The following is a 24,392-nucleotide window of genomic DNA, read 5'->3' on the forward strand; positions in this document are numbered from 1 at the left end:
CGCAGGCGGCGATCGCACCGGAATCCTGTGCGGCGGGTGGGTGATGTTCACACGACGCAGAGCCTGTGCGGATAGCCCGATGCGACGACCCGGCGACGAGTGAACTCAGCCGAGCGGAAACACGATGGGACCCGAACAGACGCGATCAAATGGTGCGAAAGCGATGATTGTGCGGAATTGCCCCGGAAGCCGGTTACGCCGAAGTGGCGGGGTGGGCCGGGTGCGCTCCCACTGTAGCACCCTTGAAGTCGACCGCGAGCATGAGCGCCTGCCACGGTGTCGCGGCGTGTTCCGCAACCAGCGCGGAGGCCTCGAGACGGCGTCCGGGATCGTCGGCGAGGACGAGGATGGAGGGGCCAGCTCCCGACACGACGGCGGCGAAGCCGTGCTCGCGGAGCAGCGTGATGAGCGTGTTCGTCTCCGGCATCGCCGCAGCACGGTAGCTCTGGTGCAGGCGGTCCTCGGTGGCGGCGAGCAGGAGCTCGGGGCTCTGAGTGAGGGCGGCGACGAGCAGTGCGGACCGCGACACGTTGAACGCGGCGTCGGCGTGTGGCACGTTGGCCGGTTGCAGGCTGCGCGCGAGCTCCGTCGACATGGTGTGCTCCGGCACGAGGACGAGCGGCGACACGCCGCGGTGCACCATGAGCTTCTTGTGTTGCGGACCGGCGTCGGTCGTCCACGCGATGGTGAGTCCGCCGAAGAGCGCCGGCGCGACGTTGTCGGGGTGACCCTCCATCTCCGTCGCGAGACGCAGGAGGTCGTCGGGACCGAGTTCGACCTCGCCCTCCAGCAAGCCCTTCGCCGCCATGATGCCCGAGACGATGGCTGCACCGGAGGATCCGAGACCACGGCCGTGCGGGATCGCGTTCCGCGCGACCACGTCGAGACCGGGCAGCTCAAAGCCGAAGGCACGCAAGGCGTGGGCGATCGCCGTGATGACGAGGTTCGACTCGTCGGTCGGCACCTCACCGGCACCGACACCGATCACCTCGACGAACACACCGGGCTCTTCGCGAACCGTCACGGTCAACTCGTCGTACAGGGCCAGCGCGAGACCGAGGGTGTCGAAGCCGGGGCCGAGGTTGGCGGTGGTCGCCGGCACCTTGACGGTGACGCTGTGTCCGATCTGCATGATTCGGTGGCCTGCAATCTGAGGTGTAGTGGTCGATGACGTGTTCGGTTCGCGGACGGGGCCGCGGATACAGCTGGTGCGAGCGGGAACGAGTGCTACTCGGCACCCTCGACGCGGAGCACCGAGACGACCCGCTCGACGTGGGCGTTCGATGCGAGCTGCTCGACGGTGGCCGCGAGGGCCGATTCGAGCGCACGGTGCGTGCCGATCACCAGGGTAGCGGTCGATCGGGTGCCGTCCGAGGAGGCCACGGACTGCTGGAAGGTCTCGACCGAGACCCCACCGTCGCTCAGGAGGCCCGCGACCGCGGCGAGGACACCGGGCTCGTCGGCGACCTCGAGGGTCACCTGGTAGCGCGTCGTGACCCGGCCGATGTCGAGCACCGGCAGGTCGGCGTGCGTGGACTCGCCGACGCCGGGGCCGCCGGCGACGTGGCGACGAGCGGCCGAGACGAGGTCGCCGAGGACGGCCGACGCCGTCTCCTTGCCCCCGGCACCAGCGCCGTAGAACATGAGGCTGCCGGCGTTCTCGGCCTCGACGAACACCGCGTTGTTGCCGCCGTGCACCGCGGCGAGTGGGTGCTCACGGTGGATGAGCGCCGGGTACACGCGCGCCGACAGGCCCTCTGCGCCCGTCGACTCGTCGACGATGCGTTCGGCGATCGCGAGGAGCTTGATGACGTAGCCCTCGCTGCGCGCGAGGTCGACCTGGGCCTTCGTGATGCCGGTGATGCCCTCGCGGTGCACGGCCTCGACCGGCACCGTGGTGTGGAAGGCGAGGCTCGCGAGGATCGTCGCCTTCTGCGCGGCGTCGAAGCCTTCGACGTCGAGGGTCGGGTCCGCCTCCAGGTAGCCGAGTTCGCTCGCCACCGCGGCGGCGTCCTCCATCGTGTCGCCGAAGCGGTCCATGCGGTCGAGCATGTAGTTCGTGCTGCCGTTGACGATGCCGAGCACCCGGTTGATCCGGTCGCCGGCGAGGCTCTCGCGGAGCGGGCGGATGATCGGGATCGCGGCTGCCACGGCCGCCTCGTAGTAGAGCTGTGCGCCCACCTGTTCGGCGGCGTCGAAGAGTTCTGGGCCGTGCGTGGCCAGGAGCGCCTTGTTGGCCGTGACGACGTCCGCCCCGGCGTTGATCGCCTGGAGGATGTAGCTGCGGGCCGGCTCGATGCCGCCCATGAGCTCGATGACGATGTCCGCGCTCAGGATGAGCTGCTCGGCGTCGGTCGTGTAAAGCGCCTTCGGGAGCGCGACGTCGCGCGGTGCGTCGACGTCGCGCACGGCGATGCCGATGAGTTCGAGGCTCGCGCCGGCACGTGCCGCGAGTTCGTCTGCGTGCTCCAGCAGCAGCCTGGCCACCTGCGAGCCCACCGAGCCGGCGCCGAGGAGGGCGACTTTCAGTCCGCGGTATTCGATCATTCCGTGTCCAATCCCGCATCGCGGCTGAGGAGGTCGTGCTCGGTTTCGCCCCGCACGATGATGCGGGCCTCGCCACCGGTGACGGCGACGACGGCCGGGCGGCCGAGGTAGTTGTAGTTGCTCGCCAGGGACCAGCAGTATGCGCCGGTCGCGGGAACCGCGAGGAGGTCGCCGTCGCGGACGTCGGCCGGGAGGTAGTCGGCGTTCACGACGATGTCGCCGGACTCGCAGTGCTTGCCGGCGATGCGGACGAGCGCCGGCTCGGCGTCGCTCACGCGGTCGGCGATGCGCACCGCGTAGTCAGCGCCGTACAGCGAGGGCCGGGCGTTGTCGCTCATCCCGCCGTCGACACTGACGTAGCGTCGGACGGCAGTCTCGCCCTCATCGTTCCAGGCGACGTCGACGTCCTTGATCGTGCCCACCTCGTACAGGGTGATCCCGGCGCCGCCGATGATCGCCCGGCCCGGTTCGAACGCGAGCTTCGGGATCGCGACGCCGTGGTGCTCGGCCGCCGACTGGACACCCGCGAGGATGTCGGCTGCGAGCTGATCGATGGGCGTCGGGTCGTCGGCGCTCGTGTACGCGATGCCGAAACCGCCACCGAGGTTCAGCTCCGGGACGGGGCCGCCCTCGAGGAGTTGGGCGTGCACCGCGAGCAACCGCTGGGCGGACTCCGCGAAGCCCTCGGAGCCGAAGATCTGCGAACCGATGTGGCAGTGGAGGCCGAGGAACTCCAGCGAGGCGTGCTCACGGATCCGCTCGACCGCGGCGGATGCGCCGTCGAGCGGCAGACCGAACTTCTGGTCCTCGTGGGCGGTCGCCAGGTACTCGTGGGTGTGCGCGTGCACCCCGCTGTTCACTCGGAGTCGGACCGCCTGGACGCGTCCTGCCCGCTCAGCGGCGGCTGCCACGCGCTCGATCTCGACGAGGCTGTCGAGGACGATGGCACCGATGCCGACGTCGACGGCGCGCGCGATCTCCGCGAGCGACTTGTTGTTGCCGTGGAAGCCCAGCTGGGACGGGTCGGTCCCGGCCGCGAGCGCCACGGCGAGCTCTCCCCCGCTGCAGATGTCGATGCGCAGGCCCTCGGCCGTCATCCAGCGGGCGACCTCGGCCGAGAGGAACGCCTTCCCCGCGTAGTACACGGCGACGGAAGTGCCTCGAGCGGCGGCCTCACGTTCGAACGCCTCGCGGAGGGTGCGCGCCCTGGAGCGTGCGTCGTCTTCGTCGACGACGTAGAGCGGCGTGCCGAAGCGAGCCTGCAGCGAGCGGGCGTCGACACCACCGACGTGCAGCACACCGTCGGTGTCGCGCGTCGCAGAGGCCGGCCAGACGGCCGGATCGATGGCGTTCGGATCGACCGGCTCAGCGAGCCAGTCGGGGGCGAGGGGATTTCTGGCCACGGGGTTGTCCTGAGTCCTGGAAAGCGGAAGAGGAGGTTCTCGTTGGGCGAGCGGACCCGGTTTGGCCCCTGAAGCACCGATTTGGAGAGTACCGATGAAGGAGGGTGCGCGCGTTCCGGGGATGTGTTCCGGGCCGTTCGCACCCATCGCCGCTCGGTTGGAACGGCTGAGGTGTAGCTCGGGCCTGTCGGCCCGATGACACACCACACCACTCGGTCGGAGCAGTGGGTGTGCAGAAAGTCTAGCGAGCCGGGAGCACTCGTGCAGAATCATGACGCCGACCCGCCCGACGCACGACGGCGATGGAGCCGGCCGGTCTCAGCCGCAGCTGCCGAGCGTCTGCAGCGAGTCGGCCGAGAGCCGGAGGCTCGTCGAGGAGAGCTCGGCCGTCGCACCCGTGCTCGTCACGGTGACACCGTCCAAGCGCGTCCCCTCCGGGAGATACTGCGCGATGCAGATGCTCGGTGGGTCTCCCTGCAGGATTCCGGTCACGAACGCCTTCAGGTCGATGACCCCGAGGAACCCGCCGTCGACGTTCACCGCGGTCGGTGTGAGGACGACCGAGTCCGGTGTCGTGCTGGGGGCGACGGCGAAGTCGTACGGCACGGTGATGCCGAGGGCACTGACCTCCGAGGCGTACTCGATCTCGTCCTCGCCGAGCGTCAGCGTGCCCGTCAGCCCGGCTGAGGTCGCCAGGGACTGCGCGCCGGCCTGGTCGATCGTGATGGTCGCGACGACGTTCCCGACGGTCTTGCTCGTGTCGACCGGGACGGCGTCGGCCGTGATGTCGATGTCGAGCGGGACACCGTCGACGCTCGCGTCCGGTGCGCTCAGTTCGACCCGGTCGAAGGTGCCCGAGAGGTACTGCGCGATGACGGAGGCACCACCGATCGACACCGCGACATCGGCGTCGACGTTCTCTGGCAGGCTCTGTTCGATCTCGCTCGCCACCCGCTGCTCGGCGATCCCCCGCACGATCGTGTCGGCGAGGAAGAACAGGCCGACGAGGACCACGAGCACACCCACGACGATCGCGACGGGGAGCCAGGGCCGACGGCGCTTCGCGGGGCGTGGGGTCTCGGTCGCAGTGGTCATCCCCCGAGGGTAGCCGGAGCGAGGCGCTGAAGCGTGCGTCGGACGATCAGCACACCTGGTCGTTGAGCGCCGACTGGTCGTCGAGGACGCGGCCGGCGAACCGCTCCCATTCATCGTCCGTCGTGGGGTACAGCGGCAGGAGGGTGAGGCCCTCGAGCTCAGTGAGCCCGGAGTCGGCGAACTGCTCGGGCGTCGTGTCGGGCGCGACGAGCACCTCGCGAGAGGTGAACGCGGCGCGCACCGGGTCTCCGGGGATGATGAAGGCGGGAGCGACCGTCCGGCCGCCGTCTCCCTGCGGAACGACGGCGAGCGCACCCGAGATCTGCACGGTGCTCGCGCCGACCTCCTCCAGCGTGACCGGGAAGGCGGCGCAGCCGACGCCCGGAGCGGTGAAGTTCTGGAGGTACTGCATCGTGCCGACGCTGCCGGGGACGAGTCCGTCCTCGAACGTCAACCGGATGGACGCGCCGGAACCCTCCGTGCCGCGTGGCACGAACGCACGGAGGTCCACGCTGCCATCGACCGGAGTCGTGGACGCCGTCGGGGCATCAGTGGACGGCGACGCGCCCACGCAACCCGATACCGCGAACAGGCATGCCAATGCGATACCGATGAGCAGGGGACGTCGCTGCGCTGATCTCATGCTTCGAAGGTACCGAACGTCGCCCGTCCGTGGGCCTCCGACATCCGCCCTGTGGACGACGTCGGGACAGACGACCGCGCCGCAGCAGGATGCATCTCGGCCTGGGTTCCTGCTGCGGCGCGGTCGTCCTGCTGCGGTGCTGTGGTGGACTACATGCGCTCCGGAGCGGAGACGCCGAGCAGGGCGAGCCCGTTCCGGATGACGGTGCCGGTGGCGTCGTTCAGCCACAGCCGGGTGCGGTGCAGCTCGGTGACGGGCTCCTCACCCATCGGGACGACGCGGCAGTTGTCGTACCACTTGTGGTACAGGCTTGCCGTCTCCTCGAGGTGACGCGCGACGCGGTGCGGCTCCCGCAGCGTGGCCGCCTGCGCGACGATCCGCGGGAACTCCTGCAGCACACCGAGGAGCGCAGACTCGGTCTCGTGGACGAGCAGCTCCGGCGCGAAGGAACTGCGGTCGACACCGGCCGATGCTGCGTTCCGCGCGACCGAGTTGGTGCGGGCGTGGGCGTACTGCACGTAGAAGACGGGGTTGTCGTTCGTCCGGCTGCGCAGCTGCTCGGGGTCGAGCGCGAGCGGCGAGTCCGCAGGGTAGCGTCCCAGCGAGTACCGCAACGCGTCCGTGCCGATCCAGGCCTGCAGGTCGTCGAGCTCGATGATGTTTCCGGCACGCTTCGACAAACGCGCGCCGTTGACGCTCACGAGCTGCCCGATGAGCACCTCGATGTCGCGGTCCGGGTCGTCGCCGGCCGCACCGGCGAGCGCCTTGAGACGGTGCACGTAGCCGTGGTGGTCGGCCCCCAACAGGTAGATCTTGTGCTGGAAGCCGCGGTCGCCCTTGTTGAGGTAGTACGCGGCGTCAGCGGCGAAGTAGGTGTAGACGCCGTTGGAGCGGCGGATGACGCGGTTCTTGTCGTCGCCGAAGTCGGTGGTGCGCACCCAGACGGCACCCTCCTCGTCGAACACGTGTCCCTGCTCGCGCAGCCGGTCGACGGCCTGGTCGATGAGGCTCGTGCCGTCCTCACCCACAGCATGGAGGGTGCGCTCGCTGAACCACACGTCGAAGTGGACGTTGAAGCGCTCGAGCGACGCGCGGATCTCGCCGAGCTGCAGCGCGTAGGCGCGCTCACGGGCGATCTCCCGGGCGTCGGGACGCTCGAGCAGGTCGGGGATCTCGGCGAGGACGGCCTTCGCGAGGTCGCCGATGTAGGCACCGGGGTACCCGCCCTCAGGCGTCGGCTCCCCCTTGGCCGCGGCGATCACCGAGTCGGCGAACGTGTCCATCTGGTTGCCCGCGTCGTTGATGTAGTACTCGCTGACGAGCGTCGCTCCCGACGCCGTGAGCACCCGCGCGAGCGAGTCGCCGAGCGCAGCCCACCGAGTGTGGCCGATGTGCAGTGGTCCGGTCGGGTTCGCCGAGACGAACTCGAGGTTGATCGTCTGGCCGGCGAGCGAGTCGTTGCGACCGAACGCGTCCCCCGCGTCGACGATGACCTTCGCGAGCGCACCCGCAGCCGCCGCGTCGAGACGCACGTTGATGAAGCCGGGACCGGCGACCTCGACCGAGGCGACACCGTCGACCTGGACGAGGGCGTCGGCGAACTCCTGCGCGAGCTCGCGCGGGTTGGCACCGATGCGCTTCGCGAGCTTCATCGCGATGTTGCACGCCCAGTCACCGTGATCGCGGTTCTTGGGCCGCTCGAGCACGACGTCGTCGGGCGACACGACCACGGAGCCCTCGACCCCGGAAGCCTCGCGTCGTCGTTCGACGATGGGAACGACGATGGCGTGCAGGGCGGAGGCGAGGTCTTCAGGAGTCACGAGGAGCGATTCTACCCGGGCCGGACGCCACCGGGCACGCCCGCGGCCCGGTTCAGGCGAGCAGCACCGGCTGCGCCGGATCGTCGACCGGGAGGACGTCGATCACGGCGTCGATCCGCATGTCGTCGACCGACACGTTGCCGTGGTGGTTGCTCAACCAGGCGACGTCAGCGGCATCACGTCCCGTGGCGATACGGACCAAGGACTGACGCGGCGCGAGCCCCGTCGCGTCGACCACATGCCAGGCGCCGTCGACGAAGCCCTCAGCCACCGCGTGGAAGTCCATCGGCACGAGGCCGGGGGCGTACACCGAGGCGTACCTGGCCGGGATGTCGAGCGCACGGAGCATCGCGATCGTCAGGTGCGCGAAGTCGCGGCACACGCCCTGCCCGGAGGCGAGTGTCGACACGGCGCTGTCCGAGACCGTCGTCGAACCCGACACGTACGAGAGGTGGCGCCCGACCCAGGCCGCCACCCAGGCGAGAGCCTCGGTGCCGCCGGAAACCGAGCCGTCGGCCTGCAGACGACGTCCCTCGAGCAGGTAGCCGAGCTCCGCCCGCGCCAGGGAGAAGAGCACGTCCGACTCGCAATACCGGCTGGGCCGGAGGTAGGTCATCGTCTCGAGGACGTCCACCGCCCGCGGCACGGCATGGCCGACCACGACCGCCTCGTACTCGACCCGCAGGAGCCCCGGGGTGGCGATGACCCGGTGCAACCTCGTCTCATCGGGTCCGACGAGTTCCGTGACGGCGCACGGGCCCTCCGAGGAATGCACCTGGAGACGCTCACTCGCGAGCGGCGTACCGCCCGCCGCAGCGATCGAGAAGATGAGGTCGGCCCGGTCGTGCACCCGCAGGTCGAGTGAGGCGGTGAGGGTGCGCTGCATGCCCTCATTCTCACACGCGACATCCGACGGAGAGACCCGACGCCGCTCGGTACCGACGACAGCCCCGACTCTGGTAGTTTGGTCTCGTTCCGCCTTCGTAGCTCAGCGGAAGAGCGCTTCCCTCCGGAGGAAGAAGTCGCTGGTTCGAATCCAGTCGAGGGCACCACAGCACGACCGCCAACCCACGCCGACCAGACGAGCGCACTCCCCCAACTCGCGAGGAAGAAGTCGCTGGTTCGAATCCAGTCGAGGTGACCATCCACCGCGGCATCGGCGATACTGGGGCCATGCCCCGCGGCCGTCGTCTCCCAGAACCGACGGTTCGCGTCCTCGACTGGTCGACGGCAGACAGCCTCGACCTCGAAGCCACCGCCGCGCACCTCGGCACCGGAGGCAGGGCCCGCCTCGAGACAGCCTCGCCCGGAGATGCACGCCGGTTCCTCATCGGCCGCGCACTGCTCACCCGGACGCTCGTCGACGCCTTCGACGTCGACGCCACCTCCGTCCGGATCTCGGCGCGCTGCCCTCAGTGCGGCCTGGAACACGGCCGCCCCTCAGCCGTCGTCGGCGACCGCAGGATCCACACCAGCATCTCGCACACGACCGACGCGACCGCGGTGGCCGTCTCGACCACCATGCCCGTCGGCATCGACCTCGAACGACTCGACCCCGCGCGGTTCACCGGCGTCGAAGGCGTAGCCCTCTCCCCTGCCGAGTTCCAGCGCTGGTCCAGCCTTCCGCGACCGGCACGACTGCGGTCCGTCGCCGCCACCTGGACCGCGAAGGAAGCGGTGCTGAAAGCCGTCGGCACCGGGCTCACCATCGACCCCAGCACGATCGACCTGCCCGAGCAACACGACACGGAGTATCCGGTCCGGCTCCTCGGGCACGGCGTCCTCGTCAGTGATGCGGCGTCGGAGGGCGACCTCGTCGTCGCCGTCGCGCACCTCGTCGACTGACAGGAGACACCGCTCAGCGAGTGGGGAACGCCGGCAAGGCCTCCTGGAACAGCCACGCGTCGAGCACGGCCTCGACCGGCTCCGGCGCGTGACGGTCTGCGGTGCGGATGAAGTCCTCCGTCGACACACTCGCGTGACGGAACGCCGCGACCCAGTCGCGGAGCAGGTCGAAGAACGCCGCATCTCCGAGGAGGACGCGCACGGCGTGCAGGGCGATCGCTCCGCGCTTGTACACCCGGTCGTCGAACATGAGCTCCGGCCCGGGGTCGCCGACGACGATGTCCTGGGGCGACGACAGCAACACCTCGTAGTGCGCGCGGGCGCACGCCTCCGCGGTCGCCGAGCCCGACTCCTCAGACCACAACCACTCGGCGTAGCAGGCGAAGCCCTCATGCAGCCAGATGTCGTGCCATCCCGAGATCGTCAGGCTGTTCCCGAACCACTGGTGCGCCAGCTCGTGCGCGATGAGCCGCTCCGAGCCGCCGACGCCGTCGACATGGTTGCGGCCGAAGATCGACAGACCCTGGGCCTCGAGCGGGATCTCCAGCTCGTCATCGGTCACGACGATGCCGTAGCTCGAGAACGGATACGGTCCGAATGCGCGCTCGAAACAGCTGATCATGTCCACCTGACCGGCGAAGTCGCGTCGGAAGTCCGCGACGAGGTCACCCGGCAGGTACGCGACCACCGGCACCGACGCGTGCGCGCGCTCACGGACGATCAATCGGTGGTAGCGCCCGATCTGCACGGTCGCGAGGTACGCCGCCATCGGCTCACGCTGCTCGTACACCCAGGTGGTCCTGCTGGCTCCCGCGGTTCGCGAGACGAGTTCCCCCGGCGCCACGACGGCGTAGCCCGAAGCCGCGGTGAGGCTGATCCGGTAGGTGGCCTTGTCGGAGGGATGGTCGTTGCACGGGTACCAGCTCGACGCACCGCACGGCTGCGAGGCGACGATGACGCCGTCCTCGAGTTCCTCCCAGCCGATCTCACCCCAGGGGCTGCGCAGAGGCTTCGGGGTGCCGGTGTACCGGACGACGACCGAGAACTCGTCACCGGACTCGATCGCCCGGCGCGGGCTGAGCGTGAGTTTGCCCGCACTCTGGGTGCGCTTCGCCTCCACACCGTCCACCTGCGCCTTGGCCACCCGCAGTCCGGCGAGGTCCAGGGAGAACCGGGTGAGGCGCTCGGTCGCAATCGCCGTGATGCGGGCGGTGCCCGACAGGCCGTTCCGATCGACGTCGTAGTCGAGGGCGAGCTCGTAGTGCACCGTTCGGTAGCCGCGGTTGCCGCTCGTGGGGGTGTAGCGGTCGCCTGCGCTGCGCAGGCGTGCGAGGGTGTCTCCCATCAGGATGCCGAGACCGCGGGCTCGCGGTACTCGGCCGTGGTCACCTCGCGCCACGGACCGATCGGGTTCCCGCTCCAGCGACTGCCGGTCGGGACACGTTCTCCGCGCATCACGAGCGAGGCGGGCCCCACCGTCGCGTCGTCGTCGATGCTCGCCCCCGGGAGGATGACACTGTGCGGCCCGAGCGTGGCACCTGAGGCGAGTTCGACCTGATCCATGCTCATGATTCGATCATGGAACAGATGGGTTTGCACAACGCAGCCCCGATTGACGGTCGCGCCGTCGCCGAGTGCCACGAGGTCCGCCTCGGGCAACCAGTAGCTCTCGCACCACACCCCGCGGCCGATCCGCGCCCCGAGTGAACGCAACCACCAGGTGAGCGCCGGTGTCCCCGTGGCCGGAGCGGCGAACCAGGGGGCGGCGACCATCTCCACGAAGGTGTCGGACACCTCGTTGCGCCAGATGAACGATGACCACAGCGGATGCTCACCCACCCGGATCGGTCCGACGATGACCCACTTCGCCACCGTCGTGACCCCGGCGGCGAGCGCCCCTGCCGCGAGGAGCACCGCTCCGCTGACGGCGATCGCGACACCGAGCCCCCAGGTGTCGGCGAACCAGGCCAGGGACAGGAGGACGAGCAGCGCGATGCCGGTCGTCACCATGACGGGCACCATGCGGCAGAGTTCCCACAGGGACCGAGCGATCCGCAGACACAGCGGCGGGTCGTAGGTGCGGTCGAGGTCGGCGTCCGACACCTGGCGGCGCAGGCGCATCGGCGGGCTGCCGAGCCAGGAGGAGCCGGACTTCGCTTTGCGCGGCGCCGCCGAGAGCACCGCGACGAGGCCGTTCTTCGGAACGTGCATGCCCGGCCCTGCCATGCCGGAGTTCCCGAGGAAGGCACGTTTGCCGACGGAGGCACCCGCGATCCTCATCCAACCGCCTCCGAGTTCGTACGAGGCGACCATCGTGTCGTCGGCGAGGAACGCGCCGTCGCCCACCGTCGTCATCCGCGGGAGCAGCAGCACCGTCGACGCCTCGACGTTCCGTCCGACCTTCGCGCCGAGGAGTCGCAACCAGACGGGTGTGAAGAGGCTCGCGTAGAGCGGGAAGAGCAAGGTCCTGGCGGAGTCGAGGAGGCGTTCCGTCGCCCACACCTGCCAGCCGACGCGGCTGCGCACCGGGAAGTACCCCTCGCGGAGTCCGAGGCCGAGGAGCCGGACGAGGCCGATGGTCGTCAGGGCGAGGACGACGAACCAGACGATCGTCGCGACCGGGACCCAGGCGAGCGCCCGCCAGGAGAACTCGATCAGGGTCGACGCACCAGCGGCACCGGCGGCCACGACGGCGGCCCCCAGCACGAAGGCGAGGAACGGGAGGACCGACAGCACCGCGGAACCCGCACCGTAGGCGAACAACCAGCGGCGACGACGCGGCGGGCGCTCGAGGGGCCAGACCGGTTTCGCCTTGCCGACCCGGACCGCCGGTGAGCCGGACCAGAGGTGACCGGACGGCACGCGCCCGAACACCGAGGAGCCCGGAGCGATCTCAGCACGCTTGCCGATGCGGGTGCCCGCCAGCAGGGTGCTGCGAGCGCCGACAGTGCTCTCTGCGCCGATGTGCACGTGGCCGAGGCGGAGCGTGTCGCCGTCGACCCAGTAGCCGCGGAGGTCGACCTCGGGTTCGATCGACGCCCGGGCGCCGACGGTGAGCAGCCCGGTCACGGGCGGGACACTGTGCAAGTCGACGTCGCGGCCGATCTTCGCCCCGAGGGCTCTGGCGTAATTGGAGATCCAGGGTGCACCGGCGAGGCTGACGGCGCCCACCGAGTCGGCGATGCGCTCGGCGAGCCAGAGGCGCACGTGCACGCCACCACCACGCGGATAGTCGCCCGGCCGGACTCCGGCGAGGAGGAGCCGCGATGCGACGACCGAGATCGCCATGCGCCCGAGCGGAGTGATGAACACCAGGAACCCGGCACCGATCCACCACCACGACACCATCGGGAGGTAGGGGACGTCGGCGACGAGTCCGAGCACTCGGCTGCCCGCGAGGAGGTAGACGAGCCAACGGAGTCCGACGAGGATCAGCAGCGGAACGCCGAGGAGCGTCTGCGCCCACTGGGTGCCGAGCGGAGTCGGCAGGACCGGGTCTGCGACGGCGGCCTGCGAGCGTCGGTCGGGACGCCGACCGTCGAGCTCCGCGGTCATCGCGCCGAGCCGCGGGTGGCTGTAGATGTCGGCGACGGTGAACTCGGCGTCGCGGGTGCGGATGAGGGAGACGAGCTGCGCGGCGGCGAGGCTGCCGCCGCCGAGGTCGAAGAAATTGTCGGACTCCGCGGCGACGCGGACCCCGAGGACAGCGGTCCACTGCTCCGCGAGCCAGGCTGCGGTCCCCGCAAGCGTCGAGGCGTCTTCGCCGTCGGTGCTGCCGAGCGGCCACGGGAGTGCAGCGCGGTCGACCTTGCCGGAGGTCCGAGTCGGCAGTTCCGGGACGACCGCGAGCAATGGCACGAGTGGGGCCGGCAGCTGCTCACGCAGGGTCGCGAGCGCCCCCTCTGTCGTGAACTCCGCGCCCTCGGTGACAGCGAGGTACCCGACGAGCACGGCGTTGCCCGCTGCGGTGCGCTGGACGGCGACCGCCGCCCCGGAGACGCCGGCGAGCGCCTGCAGCGCCGCCTCGATCTCGCCGAGTTCGACCCGTCGTCCGCCGATCTTCACCTGGTCGTCCGCCCGACCCTGGAAGACGAGACCTGCGGCCTCGTAGCGGACGAGGTCGCCGCTGCGGTAGGCGCGCGTCCAGCCGATGCTCGGCATGGGAGCGTACTTGTCGGCGTCCTTCGCCGGATCGAGGTAGCGGGCGAGACCGACGCCTCCGATGATCAGCTCGCCGACGCCGCCCTCCTCCACCGGGACGCCGTCCGCGTCGACGACGGCGAGGTCCCACCCGTCGAGCGGCAGACCGATCCGGACCGGGTCCTCGCCCGTCAGCAGTGCGGCGCAGGCGACCACGGTCGCCTCGGTGGGGCCGTAGGTGTTCCAGACCTCGCGGCCGTCGACGGCGAGGCGGGCTGCGAGCTCCGGCGGGCAGGCTTCGCCACCGAAGATGAGCATGCGGATGTTCTCCAAGGACTCGGCCGGCCACATCGCGGCGAGCGTCGGCACGGTGGAGACGACGGTGATGCCCTTCGCAGTCAGCCACGGTCCGAGGTCCATGCCGCTGCGTACGAGCGAGCGGGGAGCCGGCACGAGGCAGGCACCGTGCCCCCAGGCGAGCCACATCTCCTCGCAGGAGGCGTCGAACGCGACGGAGAGTCCTGCGAGCACGCGATCGCCGGTGCCGAGCGGTTCGGCCTGCAGGAACAGACGCGCTTCGGCGTCGACGAACGCGGCCGCCGAGCGATGCGAGACGGCGACGCCCTTCGGCGTGCCCGTCGACCCCGAGGTGAAGATGATCCACGAGTCGTCCTCGAGCCCCACCTGCTCGAGGACCGCGATCGCGCGGGTGCTCGCATGCGTCGCGGCAGCGGTCGCCAGCTGCACGCGGCGCTCCGTCTGCCCCGACGAGGCTCCGTCAGCCGAGCGCCGTTCGAAGGTGCCGCCATCGGTCAGCACGCCGACCACGTCGGCCTCCCCGAACACGAGGTCGGCTCGCTCTTCGGGGTCGTCGGCGTCGACTGGGACGTAGGCCGCCCCAGCGAACAGGATGCCGAGGATGCCGAGGTACAGCTCGCGACTGCCGGAGGTGATCCGGATTCCGACGCGGTCACCACGGCGGACACCGGCGGCGAACAGTCCCGCGGCGACACGCTCGGCGTGCACGATCAGCTCTCGGTAGCTGAGCGCCCCGTCCGCATCCTCGATCGCGGACGCCTCCGGATGCGCCGCTGCGACGCCACGGACGATGTCGAGCAGCGTGCGTGGAGACGGCGTCCGGGAACCCCCGAGGAGGCCCGGCTGCCGTTCGGCGAGCAGAGCACTGGTCGGTGCAGCGTCCATGCGCGATCCCCTGTCGTCCTGCTGGTGGCGCCGCCAACGGTAGGGAGCGCATGTGGACGGTTGGTGAACACCAGTCAACCGCCGGGTGTCGCAGATGCGACGGCGACCCACCGCGCATCCCCGGTTCTCTCGGAGGAGGCGCGCTTATCATGGGGCGGGTGACCATCGAATACACCGTGCCCCAGGAACGCAAGCTCACGACGGCCATCCCCGGCCCCCGATCGCTCGCCCTCACCGAACGCCGCCGCAAGGCCGTGTCGCGTGGCGCCGGCAACCTCGCTCCGGTGTGGATGGACCACGGGTCCGGAGGCATCCTCGTCGACGTCGACGGCAACCAGATCATCGATCTCGGTACCGGCATCGGCGTGACGACCATCGGCCACGCGAACCCCGACGTCGCGGCGGCCGCTGCCGAGCAGGCGACAAGGCTCACCCACACCCTGTTCACGGTGACCCCCTACGAGAACTACCTCAGGGTCGCCGAGAAGCTTGCGGAGATCACCCCGGGCGATTTCGAGAAGCACTCGATCCTGCTGAACTCCGGCGCCGAGGCCGTCGAGAACGCGGTGAAGATCGCGAAGAAGTTCACTGGCCGTCGGGCGATCGTCGCCCTCGACCACGCCTTCCACGGTCGCACCAACCTCACGATGGCGATGACCTACCGTTCCGCGCCGGAACGTCTCGGTTTCGGACCGTTCCCCGGCGAGATCTACAGTGTGCCGCTCTCCTACCCCTTCCGCGACGGACTGACCGGCCCGGAAGCCGCCGAGGTGACCATCGACTACATCGAGCGTCACATCGGGGCGAGCGAGGTCGCGGCGTTCTTCGCCGAGCCGGTGCTGGGCGACGGCGGCATCGTGATCCCCGCTCCCGGTTACTTCGCGCGGATCAGCGAGTGGTGCACGGAGAACGGCATCGTGTTCGTCGCGGACGAGATCCAGGCCGGTATCGGTCGCACGGGCGCGTGGTACTCGATCGAGCACCACGGCGTCGTGCCGGACCTCGTGACGAGTGCGAAGGGCATCGCTGGCGGTTTCCCGCTGTCGGCCGTCACCGGCCGTGCCGAGATCATGGACGCGGTGCAGCCCGGGGGCATCGGCGGCACCTTCGGTGGCAACCCTGTCTCCACCGCGGCAGCGCTGGCCACCTTCGAGGTCATCGAGCGCGAGGACATCCTCGGTGAGGCCCGTCGTGTGGAGGCCACACTTCGCTCGCTCATCGGCGACTGGGCCGAGCGGTTCGACATCGTCGGCGAGGTCCGCATCATCGGCGCGATGGCGGGCATCGAGCTCGTCGTCCCTGGGACGAAGCAGCCGCACCCGACCGCTCTGCAGACGATCATCGACGCCGCGATCGCGCAGGGTGTGCTGGTGCTCGACGCCGGTTCCTGGGATTCGGTGCTGCGTCTGCTGCCGAGCGCCGTGATGTCCGACGAGCTCCTGCGCGACGCGGCCGCCGTCCTCGAGGACGCCCTGTCACAGGTCGTCTCCTAGCCGCTCACGCCGGCGCCGGCGGTCAGTCGACGGTGACGAAGTCGATGAGGTGCTCGACACGACCGAGCAGTTCCGGCTCGAGGTCGTTGAACGTGCGCACCTGACCGAGGATCTTCTTCCACGCCCGGGCGATGTCGGCCTGCGAGTCGTGCGGCCATCCGAACGCCTGGCAGATGCCCTTCTTCCACTCGATCGAGCGCGGGATCGTCGGCCACTCGGCCAGCCCGACCCGTGCCGGCTTCACCGCCTGCCAGATGTCCACGTAGGGGTGCCCGACGATCAGCACGTGCTTGCCGTTCGGACCGGCCATCACGGCGTCGGCGATCCGCTGTTCTTTGGAACCGCGCACGAGGTGGTCGACGAGCACCCCGACGCGTCGTTCCGGCCCCGGTTGGAACTCGGCGAGCGCCGCGTCCAGGTGGTCGACGCCGGCGAGGTACTCGACGACGACGCCCTCGACCCTGAGGTCGTCTCCCCACACCCGCTCGACGAGTTCGGCGTCGTGCCGCCCCTCGACGAAGATGCGACTGGCCCGAGCGACCCGGGCGGTGGTCTCCACCGCGAACGATCCAGAAGCCGTGCGCGCACGACCGGCCGGCGCCCGCTTCGGCACGACGAGCACGACCGGCTCCCCTTCGAGCAGGAACCCGGCACCCATGGGGAACACCCGACGCTTGCCGCGGTAGTCCTCGAGCTCGACGGTCTTCGCCTCGACGCGCGTGATGGCGCCGCAGAAGCCGCCGAGCTCCTCGATCACGAGGTCGGTGACCGCCTCCACCTCTCGGGCGACCACGCGGTCCTTCTTGCGCCAGTCGCCGGCGAGGACGTCTTGGCCGTACCTGTCTTCGAACACCAGACAACGCTAACCAACGAGGTTCCCGATCTCAGGAACGTCGCGGCGTGGCGTTCGGGAGGCACCCCGACACGCCGCGACACGCCGGGCAGTTCCTGAGAAAGGGCAGTGACCGAGGGACGGCGGCGCAGGCAGGTCTCAGGCGGCAGTGGAGTACGCGGCGGCGCGCTCGGCCTCGCGAGCCAGACCGCCGAGCAGCAGCCCCAGCTGGTCGTCGACCATCCCCGGGTCCTCGGGGTGCCACTGCACGCCCGTGATGGGGAGCGTCTCGTGCTCGATCGCCTCGATCGTGCCGTCGGACGCCCACGCGACAGCACGGAGCCCGGCGCCGAGCGTGTCGACCGACTGGTGATGGGCACTCTGCACCTGCACCCGACGACCGCCCAGACGGAACGCGAGGGCACTCGACGGATCGAGCTCGACCTCGTGCGGCGTCATGATCTGATCGACCGGCACGTCCTCGTTGCGGTGCGAGCTGTGCGAACCGAGGTCCTGGACGAGCGTGCCGCCGAGTGCGACGTTGATGATCTGGTGTCCACGGCAGATGCCGAGCAGCGGCGTCCCTCGCTCAGCGGCGCGACGGGCGAGGGCGAGCTGCGCCCGATCGGCTTCGGCGAAGTGCTGCCCCTCGCCGCGGTAGCCGGTCTCGCCGCCGTAATGGAGCGGGTCGATGTCGGCACCGCCCATGATGACGACCGCCGAGGCGGCGTCGGTCGAAGCGAGCAGCGCGTCGGTGCCGAGGTCCTGGGCGGCGAGCCGGCTCACACGCCAGCCGGCGCGCTCAGCGGCGGCGATCGCGCGACCGATCAGGATCTGGACGTACTCGTGGTACGCCTGGTCGTCCTCGCGGAACCGGGTGACCTCGACGAGCGCCAGCATGGGTGAGACGTGTCCTTGCATGATGCTCCTTCCAGGTGCTCGGATGACGACTTCCCCCAGTCTCCCCGCGAGATGCCGCGGCTGCCACTCGAGGCGTCACGGTGGGTAACACAGCCGGCGACGACTCCTGGGAGTCTGCTGTAGAGATGTCGGACGGCCCGTCCTAGACTCGGAACGAGCTGCAGTCCGGCTCGAACCGGGCCACGGGGTGAGGCTCGGATGGTCCGAACGAGTGACGAGGTGGCCGATGCGGGTTCGCTGGACGATGACGATCTGGGCGTTCTGCCTGACCGTGCTGCTCGGAGCCGGCGCGTCCACAGCCTGGGCGGACAGCCCGGTGCAACTCGGCTCGGGCCGGGTCTCCGACAGTGCCGGTGTCCTGAGCAGCAGCGAGGTCGCGAGCGTCACCGATGCGATCGACTCGCTCGCCTCCGAACAGAACGTCGATCTGTGGGTCGTGTACGTCCCCACCTTCACGAACCCGAGCGATGCCGAGTCGTGGGCGAACCAGACGGCCACGGACAACAACCTCGGGCCGAACCAGTATCTGCTCGCCATCGCGACCGAGGACCGCGCGTACTATCTGTCCGGCGACTCCAGTGGTCCGGTCTCGGGAGACCAGCTCACCGAGATCGAACAACAGCTCATCCTGCCGCAGCTCCGCGACGACGACTGGGCGGGCGCCGGCATCGCCGCCGCCCAGGGTCTCGGCACCGCTGTCGGGGGTGGTTCCATCCCTGCCACCGGTTCCGACTCGAGCGGGTCGGGCGGCTGGGGGTTCCTGTGGGTGCTCCTCATCGGCATCGTCGTCGTCGGTCTCGTCATCTTCTTCATCGCTCGCCGGCGCAAGGGGACGCAGTCCGTCACCCGCGGTCCGGGAGGCGTCGCTGCCGACCCGCTCTCGTCCACCCCCCTCGTGGAACTCGTCCGCCAGGCGGGCAGCGCCCTCGTGCAGACCGACGATGCGATCCGCACGAGCGAGGAGGAGCTCGGCTTCGCCACCGCCTCCTACGGCGAGGCTGCGACCGCAGCCTTCACCGCGGCGCTCGCGGGTGCGAAGGATGAACTCTCGCAGGCCTTCGCCCTCAAACAGCGACTCGACGACGCGGAGCCGGACACCGAGCAGGAGCAGCGCGACTGGAACATCCGGATCATCCGGCTCTGCGAGCACGCGAACCAGGTCCTCGACGAGCAGGCTGCGTCCTTCGACGAACTCCGAGCGCTGGAGAAGAACGCCCCGGCCGCGGTGGAGGAGTTGCGCGCCCGAGCGGCCGCCGCCGAGCCGACCGTCCAAGCGACCCGAGACACGGTGCACGCCCTCCAGTCCCGTTACACTCCTGACGCCCTGATCACGGTCGCCGACAACGCCGATCAGGCGGCGGAGCGACTCGCCTTCGTCGCCACCGCTGTCGCAGACGCCTCGGCCAAGCTCGCAGCAGGCGACTCCGGTGAGGCCGCCGTCGGCATCCGTGCTGCCGAGGAGGCGCTGGATCAGAGCACGCAGCTGACCGGAGCCGTCAAGCGACTCGAGGCCGACCTCCAGAGCGCCGAGCAGAACGTCGCAGCACGCCTCGCCGAGCTCGACGCGGACATCGCCGCCGCCAGCGGACAGCCCGATCCGACGGGCACGCTCGCGCCGGTCGTGGCGAGCACCTCGGCCGCCGTGGCGCAGGTGCGCGGCTCGCTCGGGGCGCCAGGCAATCCCATCGCCCTCCTGGCCCGCCTCGATGCCGCGAACGCGCAGATCGACAGCGCCATGCAGGGCGTCCGCACCGCCGTGGAACAGCAGCAGCGGGCGGCGGCGGCGCTCGGCCAGACCCTCCAGACCGCCCAGGCGCAGGTGTCCGCGGCCGAGGACTTCATCGTCTCGCGGCGCGGCGCGGTCGGCGCGGAGGCACGCACCCGCCTCGCCGAGGCCGGCCGCACCCTCGTCCAGGCCCAGGGCCTCGCGGCCTCGGATCCCACCCAGGCACTCTCGCTGGCGCAGCGTGCGAACGGCCTCGCCGGTCAGGCCGTGCAGCTCGCGCAAGCCGACCTCGGGCAGTTCCAGACGCAGTCGGCCGGTGGCCTCGACAGCATCTTCGGCGGCGCCCAGAACCAGGCCGGCAACGGTGGCAACGGCGTCCTCGGAGCCGTGCTCGGCGGCATCCTCATCAACTCCGTCCTCGGCGGAGGAGGCGGTGGGTCCCGCTCGGGTGGAGGGATGTTCGGCGGCGGCTCCTCCGGCGGCTCCCGCGGCTCCCGCGGCTCGTCCCGTAGCCCCGGCAGTTTCGGTGGAGGCGGCACGCGCTCACGACGCGGCGGCGGGCGGTTCTGACCGCGACGCCTCCGCACCCATCGACTCAACACGACAACACGACGACACGAACACCACGCAGGACACGAGAGAGGAACCACACCATGGCAGAGAAGCAGTCCATCTTCGGACGAATCGCACAGCTGACCAAGGCGAACATCAACGCGCTGCTCGATTCCGCCGAGGACCCGCAGAAGATGCTCGACCAGATGGTCCGTGACTACACGAACTCCATCGCCGACGCCGAGAGCGCGATCGCTGAGACGATCGGCAACCTGCGCCTGCTGGAACAGGACCACAAGGAGGACGTGGAAGCCGCTGCGGAGTGGGGCAACAAGGCCCTCGCGGCGAGCCGCAAGGCCGACGAATACCGTCAGGCCGGCAACGCAGCGGACGCCGACAAGTTCGACAATCTCGCGAAGATCGCGCTGCAGCGCCAGATCGGTTCCGAGAACGAGGCCAAGCAGGCCGAGCCGCAGCTGGCCTCGCAGACGAAGGTCGTCGACCAGCTGAAGAACGGCCTGAACGGCATGAAGGCGAAGCTCGAGCAGCTGAAGACGAAGCGCAGCGAACTCGTCGCCCGCTCGAAGACCGCCGAAGCTCAGAAGAAGGTCGCCGATGCCGTCGGCAGCATCGACATCCTCGACCCCACGAGCGACCTCAGCCGCTACGAGGACAAGATCCGCCGCGAGGAGGCGAAGGTCCTCGGCCAGCAGGAGCTCGCGGCATCGAGCCTCGACGCCCAGTTCAACGACCTCGAGGACCTCGGCGAGCTCACCGAGGTCGAGGCCCGTCTGGCCGCACTCAAGGGCGGCTCCACCGCGCCGTCGGCGGCGATCGAGGCCTCCGGCCCCGAGTACACGCCCGGCTCCGGCCAGTAGCACCTGAGCGAAGGGCCCATCGGCGCGGCGTGCTCGCGCCCGATGCGGCCCTTCGCCGTCGCAGCATCCGTTCCACTCGCGTCAGGAAGGTACAGCATGACGAAGTTCGTCGTCGTCCCCCAGTGGCAGGGCTCCGGTTCGTCCAGGGCAATGCAGTTGATCGATGGAGCGGAGGCGATCCGGGGCGACCTGCCAGCCGGATCGACCACCGTCGTGCACGTGCCGGCCGAGGCGGGCGAAGCCCTGGACACCGACATCCGGCGGGCGAGCTCGCTGGTGACGACGGCGGAGCTGCAGCGCCAGGCCATCGCCGGGATCGAGGAGCCCGTCATCACGATCGGCGGGGACTGCGGTGTGGAGCTCGCCTCCGTCGGCGAGGCGCTCCGCCGCGACCCCGCGATCGCCGTCGTGTGGTTCGACGCGCACGGCGACCTCAACACCCCGCTCACCTCCCCGTCAGGCTCCTTCAGCGGCATGGTCGCGCGGGCACTGACCGGCGAGGGCGCGGCTTCGCTCCTCCCGGTCGCCCCGCTCGATCCCGCCAGACTCGTGCTGGTGGGTGTCCGCGACCTCGATGACGCCGAGCTCGCCCACGTCGAGGAGCGCAGCATCCCGATGGTGTCCTCGGTGATGACGAGCGCCGCCGAGGTGGTTGCTGCCGTCGAGTCCACCGGCGCCGAGCGCGTGTACATCCACGTGGACGTGGACGTGCTCGACCCCTCTGTCATCGCCGGAGTCAGCTCAGCCGTGCCGTTCGGTCTGGAGCTCGCCACACTCCTCGACTGCATCACCGAGCTGCGGTCGCGCTTCGGCTTCGCCGGCGCGGGCGTCACCGGCTTCTCCCCCGGGACGCCGGACGCAGCAGCCGACGACCTCGGCACGATCCTCCGCATCATCGGCGCGATCAGTCGCGAACCGAGACCGGCCACCACGAACTCAGGAGCAGCATCATGACCCGGACCGTCGACCTCATCGTCATCGGCGCAGGACCCGTCGGTGAGAACGTCGCGGACTACGCCCACCAGGGCGGTCTCAGCGTCGTCATCGTCGAGAGCGAACTCGTCGGCGGCGAGTGCTCGTACTGGGCGTGCATGCCGTCGAAGGCGCTCATCCGTTCCGGAGCAGCCCTCGACGCCGCGAAGCGCACGGGTGGTTCCATCCCCGAGGACACCGCACTCGACCCGGTGAAGGTCCTCGCTCGACGTGACTCGTTCACGAGCGACTGGTCGGACGCCGGCCAGGTGTCGTGGCTCGAGGGGGCCGGGATCGACCTCGTCCGCGGACATGGGCGGCTGACCGGCGAGCGCGAGGTCACCGTGACGGCCCCCGACGGTTCGACGACGGTGCTCGTGGCGACGCACGCGGTCGCGGTCTCCACCGGCTCGGCCGCACTCCTCCCCGACATCCCCGGACTCGCCGAGGCGCAGCCGTGGACGAGTCGCGAGGCGACGAGCGTGCAGGAGCTGCCGGAGTCGGCGGCCTTCCTCGGTGGCGGGGTCGTCGCGGTGGAGCTCGCGACGGCGTACCAGCGGCTCGGCGTCCGAGTGACGCTCATCGCCCGGAGCGGCCTGCTGCGGGCGAACGAACCGTTCGCAGGTGAACTGGTCGAGGAGTCGCTCCGCGCACTCGGCGTGACGATCGTCCATGCCTCCCCCACCGCCGTCTCCCGCGCGGAGGACGGCGCCGTCACGATCGAGCTCGACGGCCACGACCCCGTGACGGTCTCGGAACTCGTGGTCGCGACAGGCCGCACACCACGGACGGAGGACCTCGGTCTCGAGACCGTCGGGCTGACGCCGGGCGCCTGGATCGACGTCGACGACCAGATGCGGGTCCCCGGGAGCGGTTGGTTGTACGCGGTCGGCGATGTGAACCACCGCGCGCTCCTCACCCATCAGGGCAAGTACCAGGCGCGTGCGGCCGGTGCCGTGATCGCCGCGAGAGCCTCGGGCGACGACGTCGACACCTCGGCCTGGAGCGACCACTCCGCCACAGCCGACCATGCCGCCGTCCCGCAGGTCGTGTTCTCGGAGCCCGAGGTGGCCGCCGTCGGTCTGACCGCCGCGCAGGCCGAGCAGGCGGGGATCGACCACCGCGTGGTCGACTACGAGCTCGGGAGCATTGCGGGTGCGAGCCTCCACGCCGACGGATACACAGGTCGTGCGCGCATGATCGTCGACGAGACCCGCGGTGTGATCATCGGCATGACCTTCGTGGGCCAGGACGTCGCGGAGCTCGTGCACGCCGCGACGATCGCGGTCGTCGGCGAGGTCCCACTCGACCGGCTGTGGCACGCCGTGCCGTCCTACCCGACCATGAGCGAGATCTGGCTGCGCCTGCTCGAGACCTACCGGAGCGGTGCGTGAGCGAGGCTCGACCTGCCGTCGGAGCGCGCCCGCGTCGCAGCGGCGGTCCCTTCCTCGACTCCCCGATCAGCAGGCTCGGATACTGGTACGCGACGCTCACCGGCCTCGTCTGGGGTGCGATCTGGAGCACCGGGAAGATCGAACGACGCGGCGGGATGATCGTGTTCCGCGGCATGCCGGCGTGGACGTTCGGCCGCGGCGGCTCGTGCGTCGGCGGCGTCTACCTGACGAACCAGAACGTCTCGGACCGGGTGCTCGGGCACGAGGCGGTGCACAAACGGCAATGGCAGCGCTACGGCATGCTCTTCCCACTCATGTACGGGATGGCGGGACGCGATCCGTTGCGGAACCGTTTCGAGATCGAGGCCGGGCTGGAAGCGGGCGGATACCTGCCTCGGCGTCGCTGACGCCTGGTCGCCGTCGGCTTCAGCGGGAGGCGCGTTCCGGTGCCTCGGAGGCCTGTGCCGCGCGGGCGTTCATGCTCGCGAGCGTCATGCGCAGATCGTTGCGGAGCCCCGTCAGGTGGTCGGTGTCGCCACCGATCCACACGTGGTACTCGGCCGAGGCGTGACCCTCGACGTCGAGCATCTCGCTCGCCCAGGCCCGTGTCGCCCGGGAGACCGCTTGGCCGTGAGCGCAGCGTGCTCCGGTGCCGGGCTCTCCGGAACGGGCTGCTCGCGTCAACCAGGTGACGACGACCCGACCGGGCGCCTGCAGCGGAGTGATGGCTGCAGCGTCCTCGACCTCGACGAAGACCTGCCCGCGGGAGCAGATGGGGAGCATGGCGAGCACCGCGGCCAACTCGCCGATGGATGACTCGTCACCGGCGAGGAGCACGTGTCGTGCGTCGGCGAGTGCGAACTCGGCCGGGTCCTCGAAATAGCTCACGGGATAAGTATAGGCATGCCTAAGCTTCGCTCTCCCCCTG

General features: G+C 70.1%; 19 protein-coding genes and 1 tRNA gene. 8 read left to right on the forward strand and 12 right to left on the reverse strand.

What is annotated here, in order from left to right; translation table 11 throughout:
- Nucleotides 1-193: 193 nt before the first annotated feature.
- The 7 genes from thrB to KXS11_RS14005 all read right to left on the reverse strand — a co-directional run bounded on the left by thrB (nucleotide 194) and on the right by KXS11_RS14005 (nucleotide 8,394).
- Entirely contained in the window at nucleotides 194-1,132 is a 939-nt protein-coding gene (thrB, locus tag KXS11_RS13975) for a homoserine kinase (protein WP_437386213.1), read from the reverse strand.
- A 95-nt stretch (nucleotides 1,133-1,227) separates the two neighbouring features.
- On the reverse strand, nucleotides 1,228-2,547 hold the full coding sequence (locus KXS11_RS13980) for a homoserine dehydrogenase (protein ID WP_437386214.1): 1,320 nt from the start codon (nucleotides 2,545-2,547) through the stop codon (nucleotides 1,228-1,230).
- Nucleotides 2,544-3,950 (reverse strand): diaminopimelate decarboxylase, encoded by a 1,407-nt coding sequence (lysA, locus tag KXS11_RS13985; RefSeq protein ID WP_437386215.1) that lies wholly within the window; start codon nucleotides 3,948-3,950, stop codon nucleotides 2,544-2,546. The genes KXS11_RS13980 and lysA overlap by 4 nt, the downstream gene beginning before the upstream one ends.
- 318 nt (nucleotides 3,951-4,268) lie before the next feature.
- On the reverse strand, nucleotides 4,269-5,045 hold the full coding sequence (locus tag KXS11_RS13990) for an LmeA family phospholipid-binding protein (protein WP_437386216.1): 777 nt from the start codon (nucleotides 5,043-5,045) through the stop codon (nucleotides 4,269-4,271).
- Nucleotides 5,046-5,091: 46 nt separating this feature from the next.
- Nucleotides 5,092-5,688 carry a hypothetical protein gene (locus tag KXS11_RS13995; RefSeq protein ID WP_437386217.1) on the reverse strand — a complete coding sequence of 199 codons (597 nt, stop codon included), beginning with the start codon at nucleotides 5,686-5,688 and terminating at the stop codon, nucleotides 5,092-5,094.
- 149 nt (nucleotides 5,689-5,837) lie between these two features.
- Nucleotides 5,838-7,508, reverse strand: coding sequence for an arginine--tRNA ligase (gene argS / locus KXS11_RS14000; RefSeq protein WP_437386218.1), 1,671 nt, complete (start codon nucleotides 7,506-7,508; stop codon nucleotides 5,838-5,840).
- Nucleotides 7,509-7,560: 52 nt separating this feature from the next.
- A complete protein-coding gene (locus KXS11_RS14005; RefSeq protein ID WP_437386219.1) occupies nucleotides 7,561-8,394 on the reverse strand; it encodes a transglutaminase-like domain-containing protein in 834 nt (277 codons plus the stop codon).
- Nucleotides 8,395-8,485: 91 nt separating this feature from the next.
- On the opposite strand from KXS11_RS14005, the gene KXS11_RS14010 reads away from it, so the two are divergent.
- Nucleotides 8,486-8,560, forward strand: a tRNA-Arg gene (locus tag KXS11_RS14010).
- Nucleotides 8,561-8,681: 121 nt separating this feature from the next.
- Nucleotides 8,682-9,353 carry a 4'-phosphopantetheinyl transferase family protein gene (locus tag KXS11_RS14015; protein ID WP_437386220.1) on the forward strand — a complete coding sequence of 224 codons (672 nt, stop codon included), beginning with the start codon at nucleotides 8,682-8,684 and terminating at the stop codon, nucleotides 9,351-9,353.
- A 13-nt stretch (nucleotides 9,354-9,366) separates the two neighbouring features.
- Here the strand turns inward: KXS11_RS14015 and KXS11_RS14020 are convergent, their stop codons facing one another.
- Nucleotides 9,367-10,698 (reverse strand): M1 family metallopeptidase, encoded by a 1,332-nt coding sequence (locus KXS11_RS14020; RefSeq protein ID WP_437386221.1) that lies wholly within the window; start codon nucleotides 10,696-10,698, stop codon nucleotides 9,367-9,369.
- The gene (locus KXS11_RS14025) at nucleotides 10,698-14,696 is read right to left on the reverse strand and encodes a Pls/PosA family non-ribosomal peptide synthetase (RefSeq protein WP_437386222.1); all 3,999 of its coding nucleotides are present in this window, start codon (nucleotides 14,694-14,696) and stop codon (nucleotides 10,698-10,700) included. Before KXS11_RS14025 ends, KXS11_RS14020 begins: the two co-directional genes overlap by 1 nt.
- Nucleotides 14,697-14,845: 149 nt before the next feature.
- On the opposite strand from KXS11_RS14025, the gene KXS11_RS14030 reads away from it, so the two are divergent.
- A complete protein-coding gene (locus KXS11_RS14030; RefSeq protein ID WP_437386223.1) occupies nucleotides 14,846-16,189 on the forward strand; it encodes an aminotransferase class III-fold pyridoxal phosphate-dependent enzyme in 1,344 nt (447 codons plus the stop codon).
- A 22-nt stretch (nucleotides 16,190-16,211) separates the two neighbouring features.
- On the opposite strand, the gene KXS11_RS14035 is transcribed toward KXS11_RS14030, so the two are convergent.
- Together KXS11_RS14035 and KXS11_RS14040 are read right to left on the reverse strand one after the other, a co-directional pair.
- Nucleotides 16,212-17,042 (reverse strand): DUF3097 domain-containing protein, encoded by an 831-nt coding sequence (locus KXS11_RS14035; RefSeq protein WP_437386224.1) that lies wholly within the window; start codon nucleotides 17,040-17,042, stop codon nucleotides 16,212-16,214.
- A gap of 138 nt (nucleotides 17,043-17,180) precedes the next feature.
- Nucleotides 17,181-17,942, reverse strand: a complete 762-nt coding sequence (locus KXS11_RS14040; RefSeq protein WP_437386225.1) for a gamma-glutamyl-gamma-aminobutyrate hydrolase family protein — start codon at nucleotides 17,940-17,942, stop codon at nucleotides 17,181-17,183.
- 226 nt (nucleotides 17,943-18,168) lie between these two features.
- Between KXS11_RS14040 and KXS11_RS14045 the strand changes: the two genes are divergently transcribed.
- From KXS11_RS14045 to KXS11_RS14065, 5 genes are all read left to right on the forward strand, one after another.
- Complete coding sequence (locus tag KXS11_RS14045) at nucleotides 18,169-20,238, forward strand: TPM domain-containing protein (protein WP_437386226.1); 2,070 nt, start codon at nucleotides 18,169-18,171, stop codon at nucleotides 20,236-20,238.
- 83 nt (nucleotides 20,239-20,321) lie between these two features.
- Nucleotides 20,322-21,098 carry a PspA/IM30 family protein gene (locus tag KXS11_RS14050; RefSeq protein ID WP_437386227.1) on the forward strand — a complete coding sequence of 259 codons (777 nt, stop codon included), beginning with the start codon at nucleotides 20,322-20,324 and terminating at the stop codon, nucleotides 21,096-21,098.
- A 96-nt stretch (nucleotides 21,099-21,194) separates the two neighbouring features.
- Nucleotides 21,195-22,052, forward strand: coding sequence for an arginase family protein (locus tag KXS11_RS14055; RefSeq protein WP_437386228.1), 858 nt, complete (start codon nucleotides 21,195-21,197; stop codon nucleotides 22,050-22,052).
- Complete coding sequence (locus KXS11_RS14060) at nucleotides 22,049-23,464, forward strand: dihydrolipoyl dehydrogenase family protein (protein ID WP_437386229.1); 1,416 nt, start codon at nucleotides 22,049-22,051, stop codon at nucleotides 23,462-23,464. The genes KXS11_RS14055 and KXS11_RS14060 overlap by 4 nt, the downstream gene beginning before the upstream one ends.
- Complete coding sequence (locus KXS11_RS14065) at nucleotides 23,461-23,871, forward strand: Fe-S oxidoreductase (protein WP_437386230.1); 411 nt, start codon at nucleotides 23,461-23,463, stop codon at nucleotides 23,869-23,871. Before KXS11_RS14060 ends, KXS11_RS14065 begins: the two co-directional genes overlap by 4 nt.
- Before the next feature lie 19 nt (nucleotides 23,872-23,890).
- On the opposite strand, the gene KXS11_RS14070 is transcribed toward KXS11_RS14065, so the two are convergent.
- A complete protein-coding gene (locus tag KXS11_RS14070) occupies nucleotides 23,891-24,352 on the reverse strand; it encodes an SIP domain-containing protein (protein WP_437386231.1) in 462 nt (153 codons plus the stop codon).
- Nucleotides 24,353-24,392: the final 40 nt, after the last annotated feature.

This window comes from Plantibacter flavus (genome assembly GCF_051487245.1).
In the GTDB taxonomy this organism is placed as follows: Bacteria; Actinomycetota; Actinomycetes; order Actinomycetales; family Microbacteriaceae; genus Plantibacter; species Plantibacter flavus_B.

Coding starts and splice junctions, on each gene's coding strand:
- thrB (WP_437386213.1), bottom strand. CDS start 1,132: ATGCAGATCGGACACAGCGTCACCGTCAAGGTGCCGGCGACCACCGCC.
- KXS11_RS13980 (WP_437386214.1), bottom strand. CDS start 2,547: ATGATCGAATACCGCGGACTGAAAGTCGCCCTCCTCGGCGCCGGCTCG.
- KXS11_RS13990 (WP_437386216.1), bottom strand. CDS start 5,045: ATGACCACTGCGACCGAGACCCCACGCCCCGCGAAGCGCCGTCGGCCC.
- KXS11_RS13995 (WP_437386217.1), bottom strand. CDS start 5,688: ATGAGATCAGCGCAGCGACGTCCCCTGCTCATCGGTATCGCATTGGCA.
- KXS11_RS14005 (WP_437386219.1), bottom strand. CDS start 8,394: ATGCAGCGCACCCTCACCGCCTCACTCGACCTGCGGGTGCACGACCGG.
- KXS11_RS14015 (WP_437386220.1), top strand. CDS start 8,682: ATGCCCCGCGGCCGTCGTCTCCCAGAACCGACGGTTCGCGTCCTCGAC.
- KXS11_RS14020 (WP_437386221.1), bottom strand. CDS start 10,698: ATGGGAGACACCCTCGCACGCCTGCGCAGCGCAGGCGACCGCTACACC.
- KXS11_RS14025 (WP_437386222.1), bottom strand. CDS start 14,696: ATGGACGCTGCACCGACCAGTGCTCTGCTCGCCGAACGGCAGCCGGGC.
- KXS11_RS14030 (WP_437386223.1), top strand. CDS start 14,846: ATGGGGCGGGTGACCATCGAATACACCGTGCCCCAGGAACGCAAGCTC.
- KXS11_RS14040 (WP_437386225.1), bottom strand. CDS start 17,942: ATGCAAGGACACGTCTCACCCATGCTGGCGCTCGTCGAGGTCACCCGG.
- KXS11_RS14045 (WP_437386226.1), top strand. CDS start 18,169: ATGCGGGTTCGCTGGACGATGACGATCTGGGCGTTCTGCCTGACCGTG.
- KXS11_RS14050 (WP_437386227.1), top strand. CDS start 20,322: ATGGCAGAGAAGCAGTCCATCTTCGGACGAATCGCACAGCTGACCAAG.
- KXS11_RS14055 (WP_437386228.1), top strand. CDS start 21,195: ATGACGAAGTTCGTCGTCGTCCCCCAGTGGCAGGGCTCCGGTTCGTCC.
- KXS11_RS14060 (WP_437386229.1), top strand. CDS start 22,049: ATGACCCGGACCGTCGACCTCATCGTCATCGGCGCAGGACCCGTCGGT.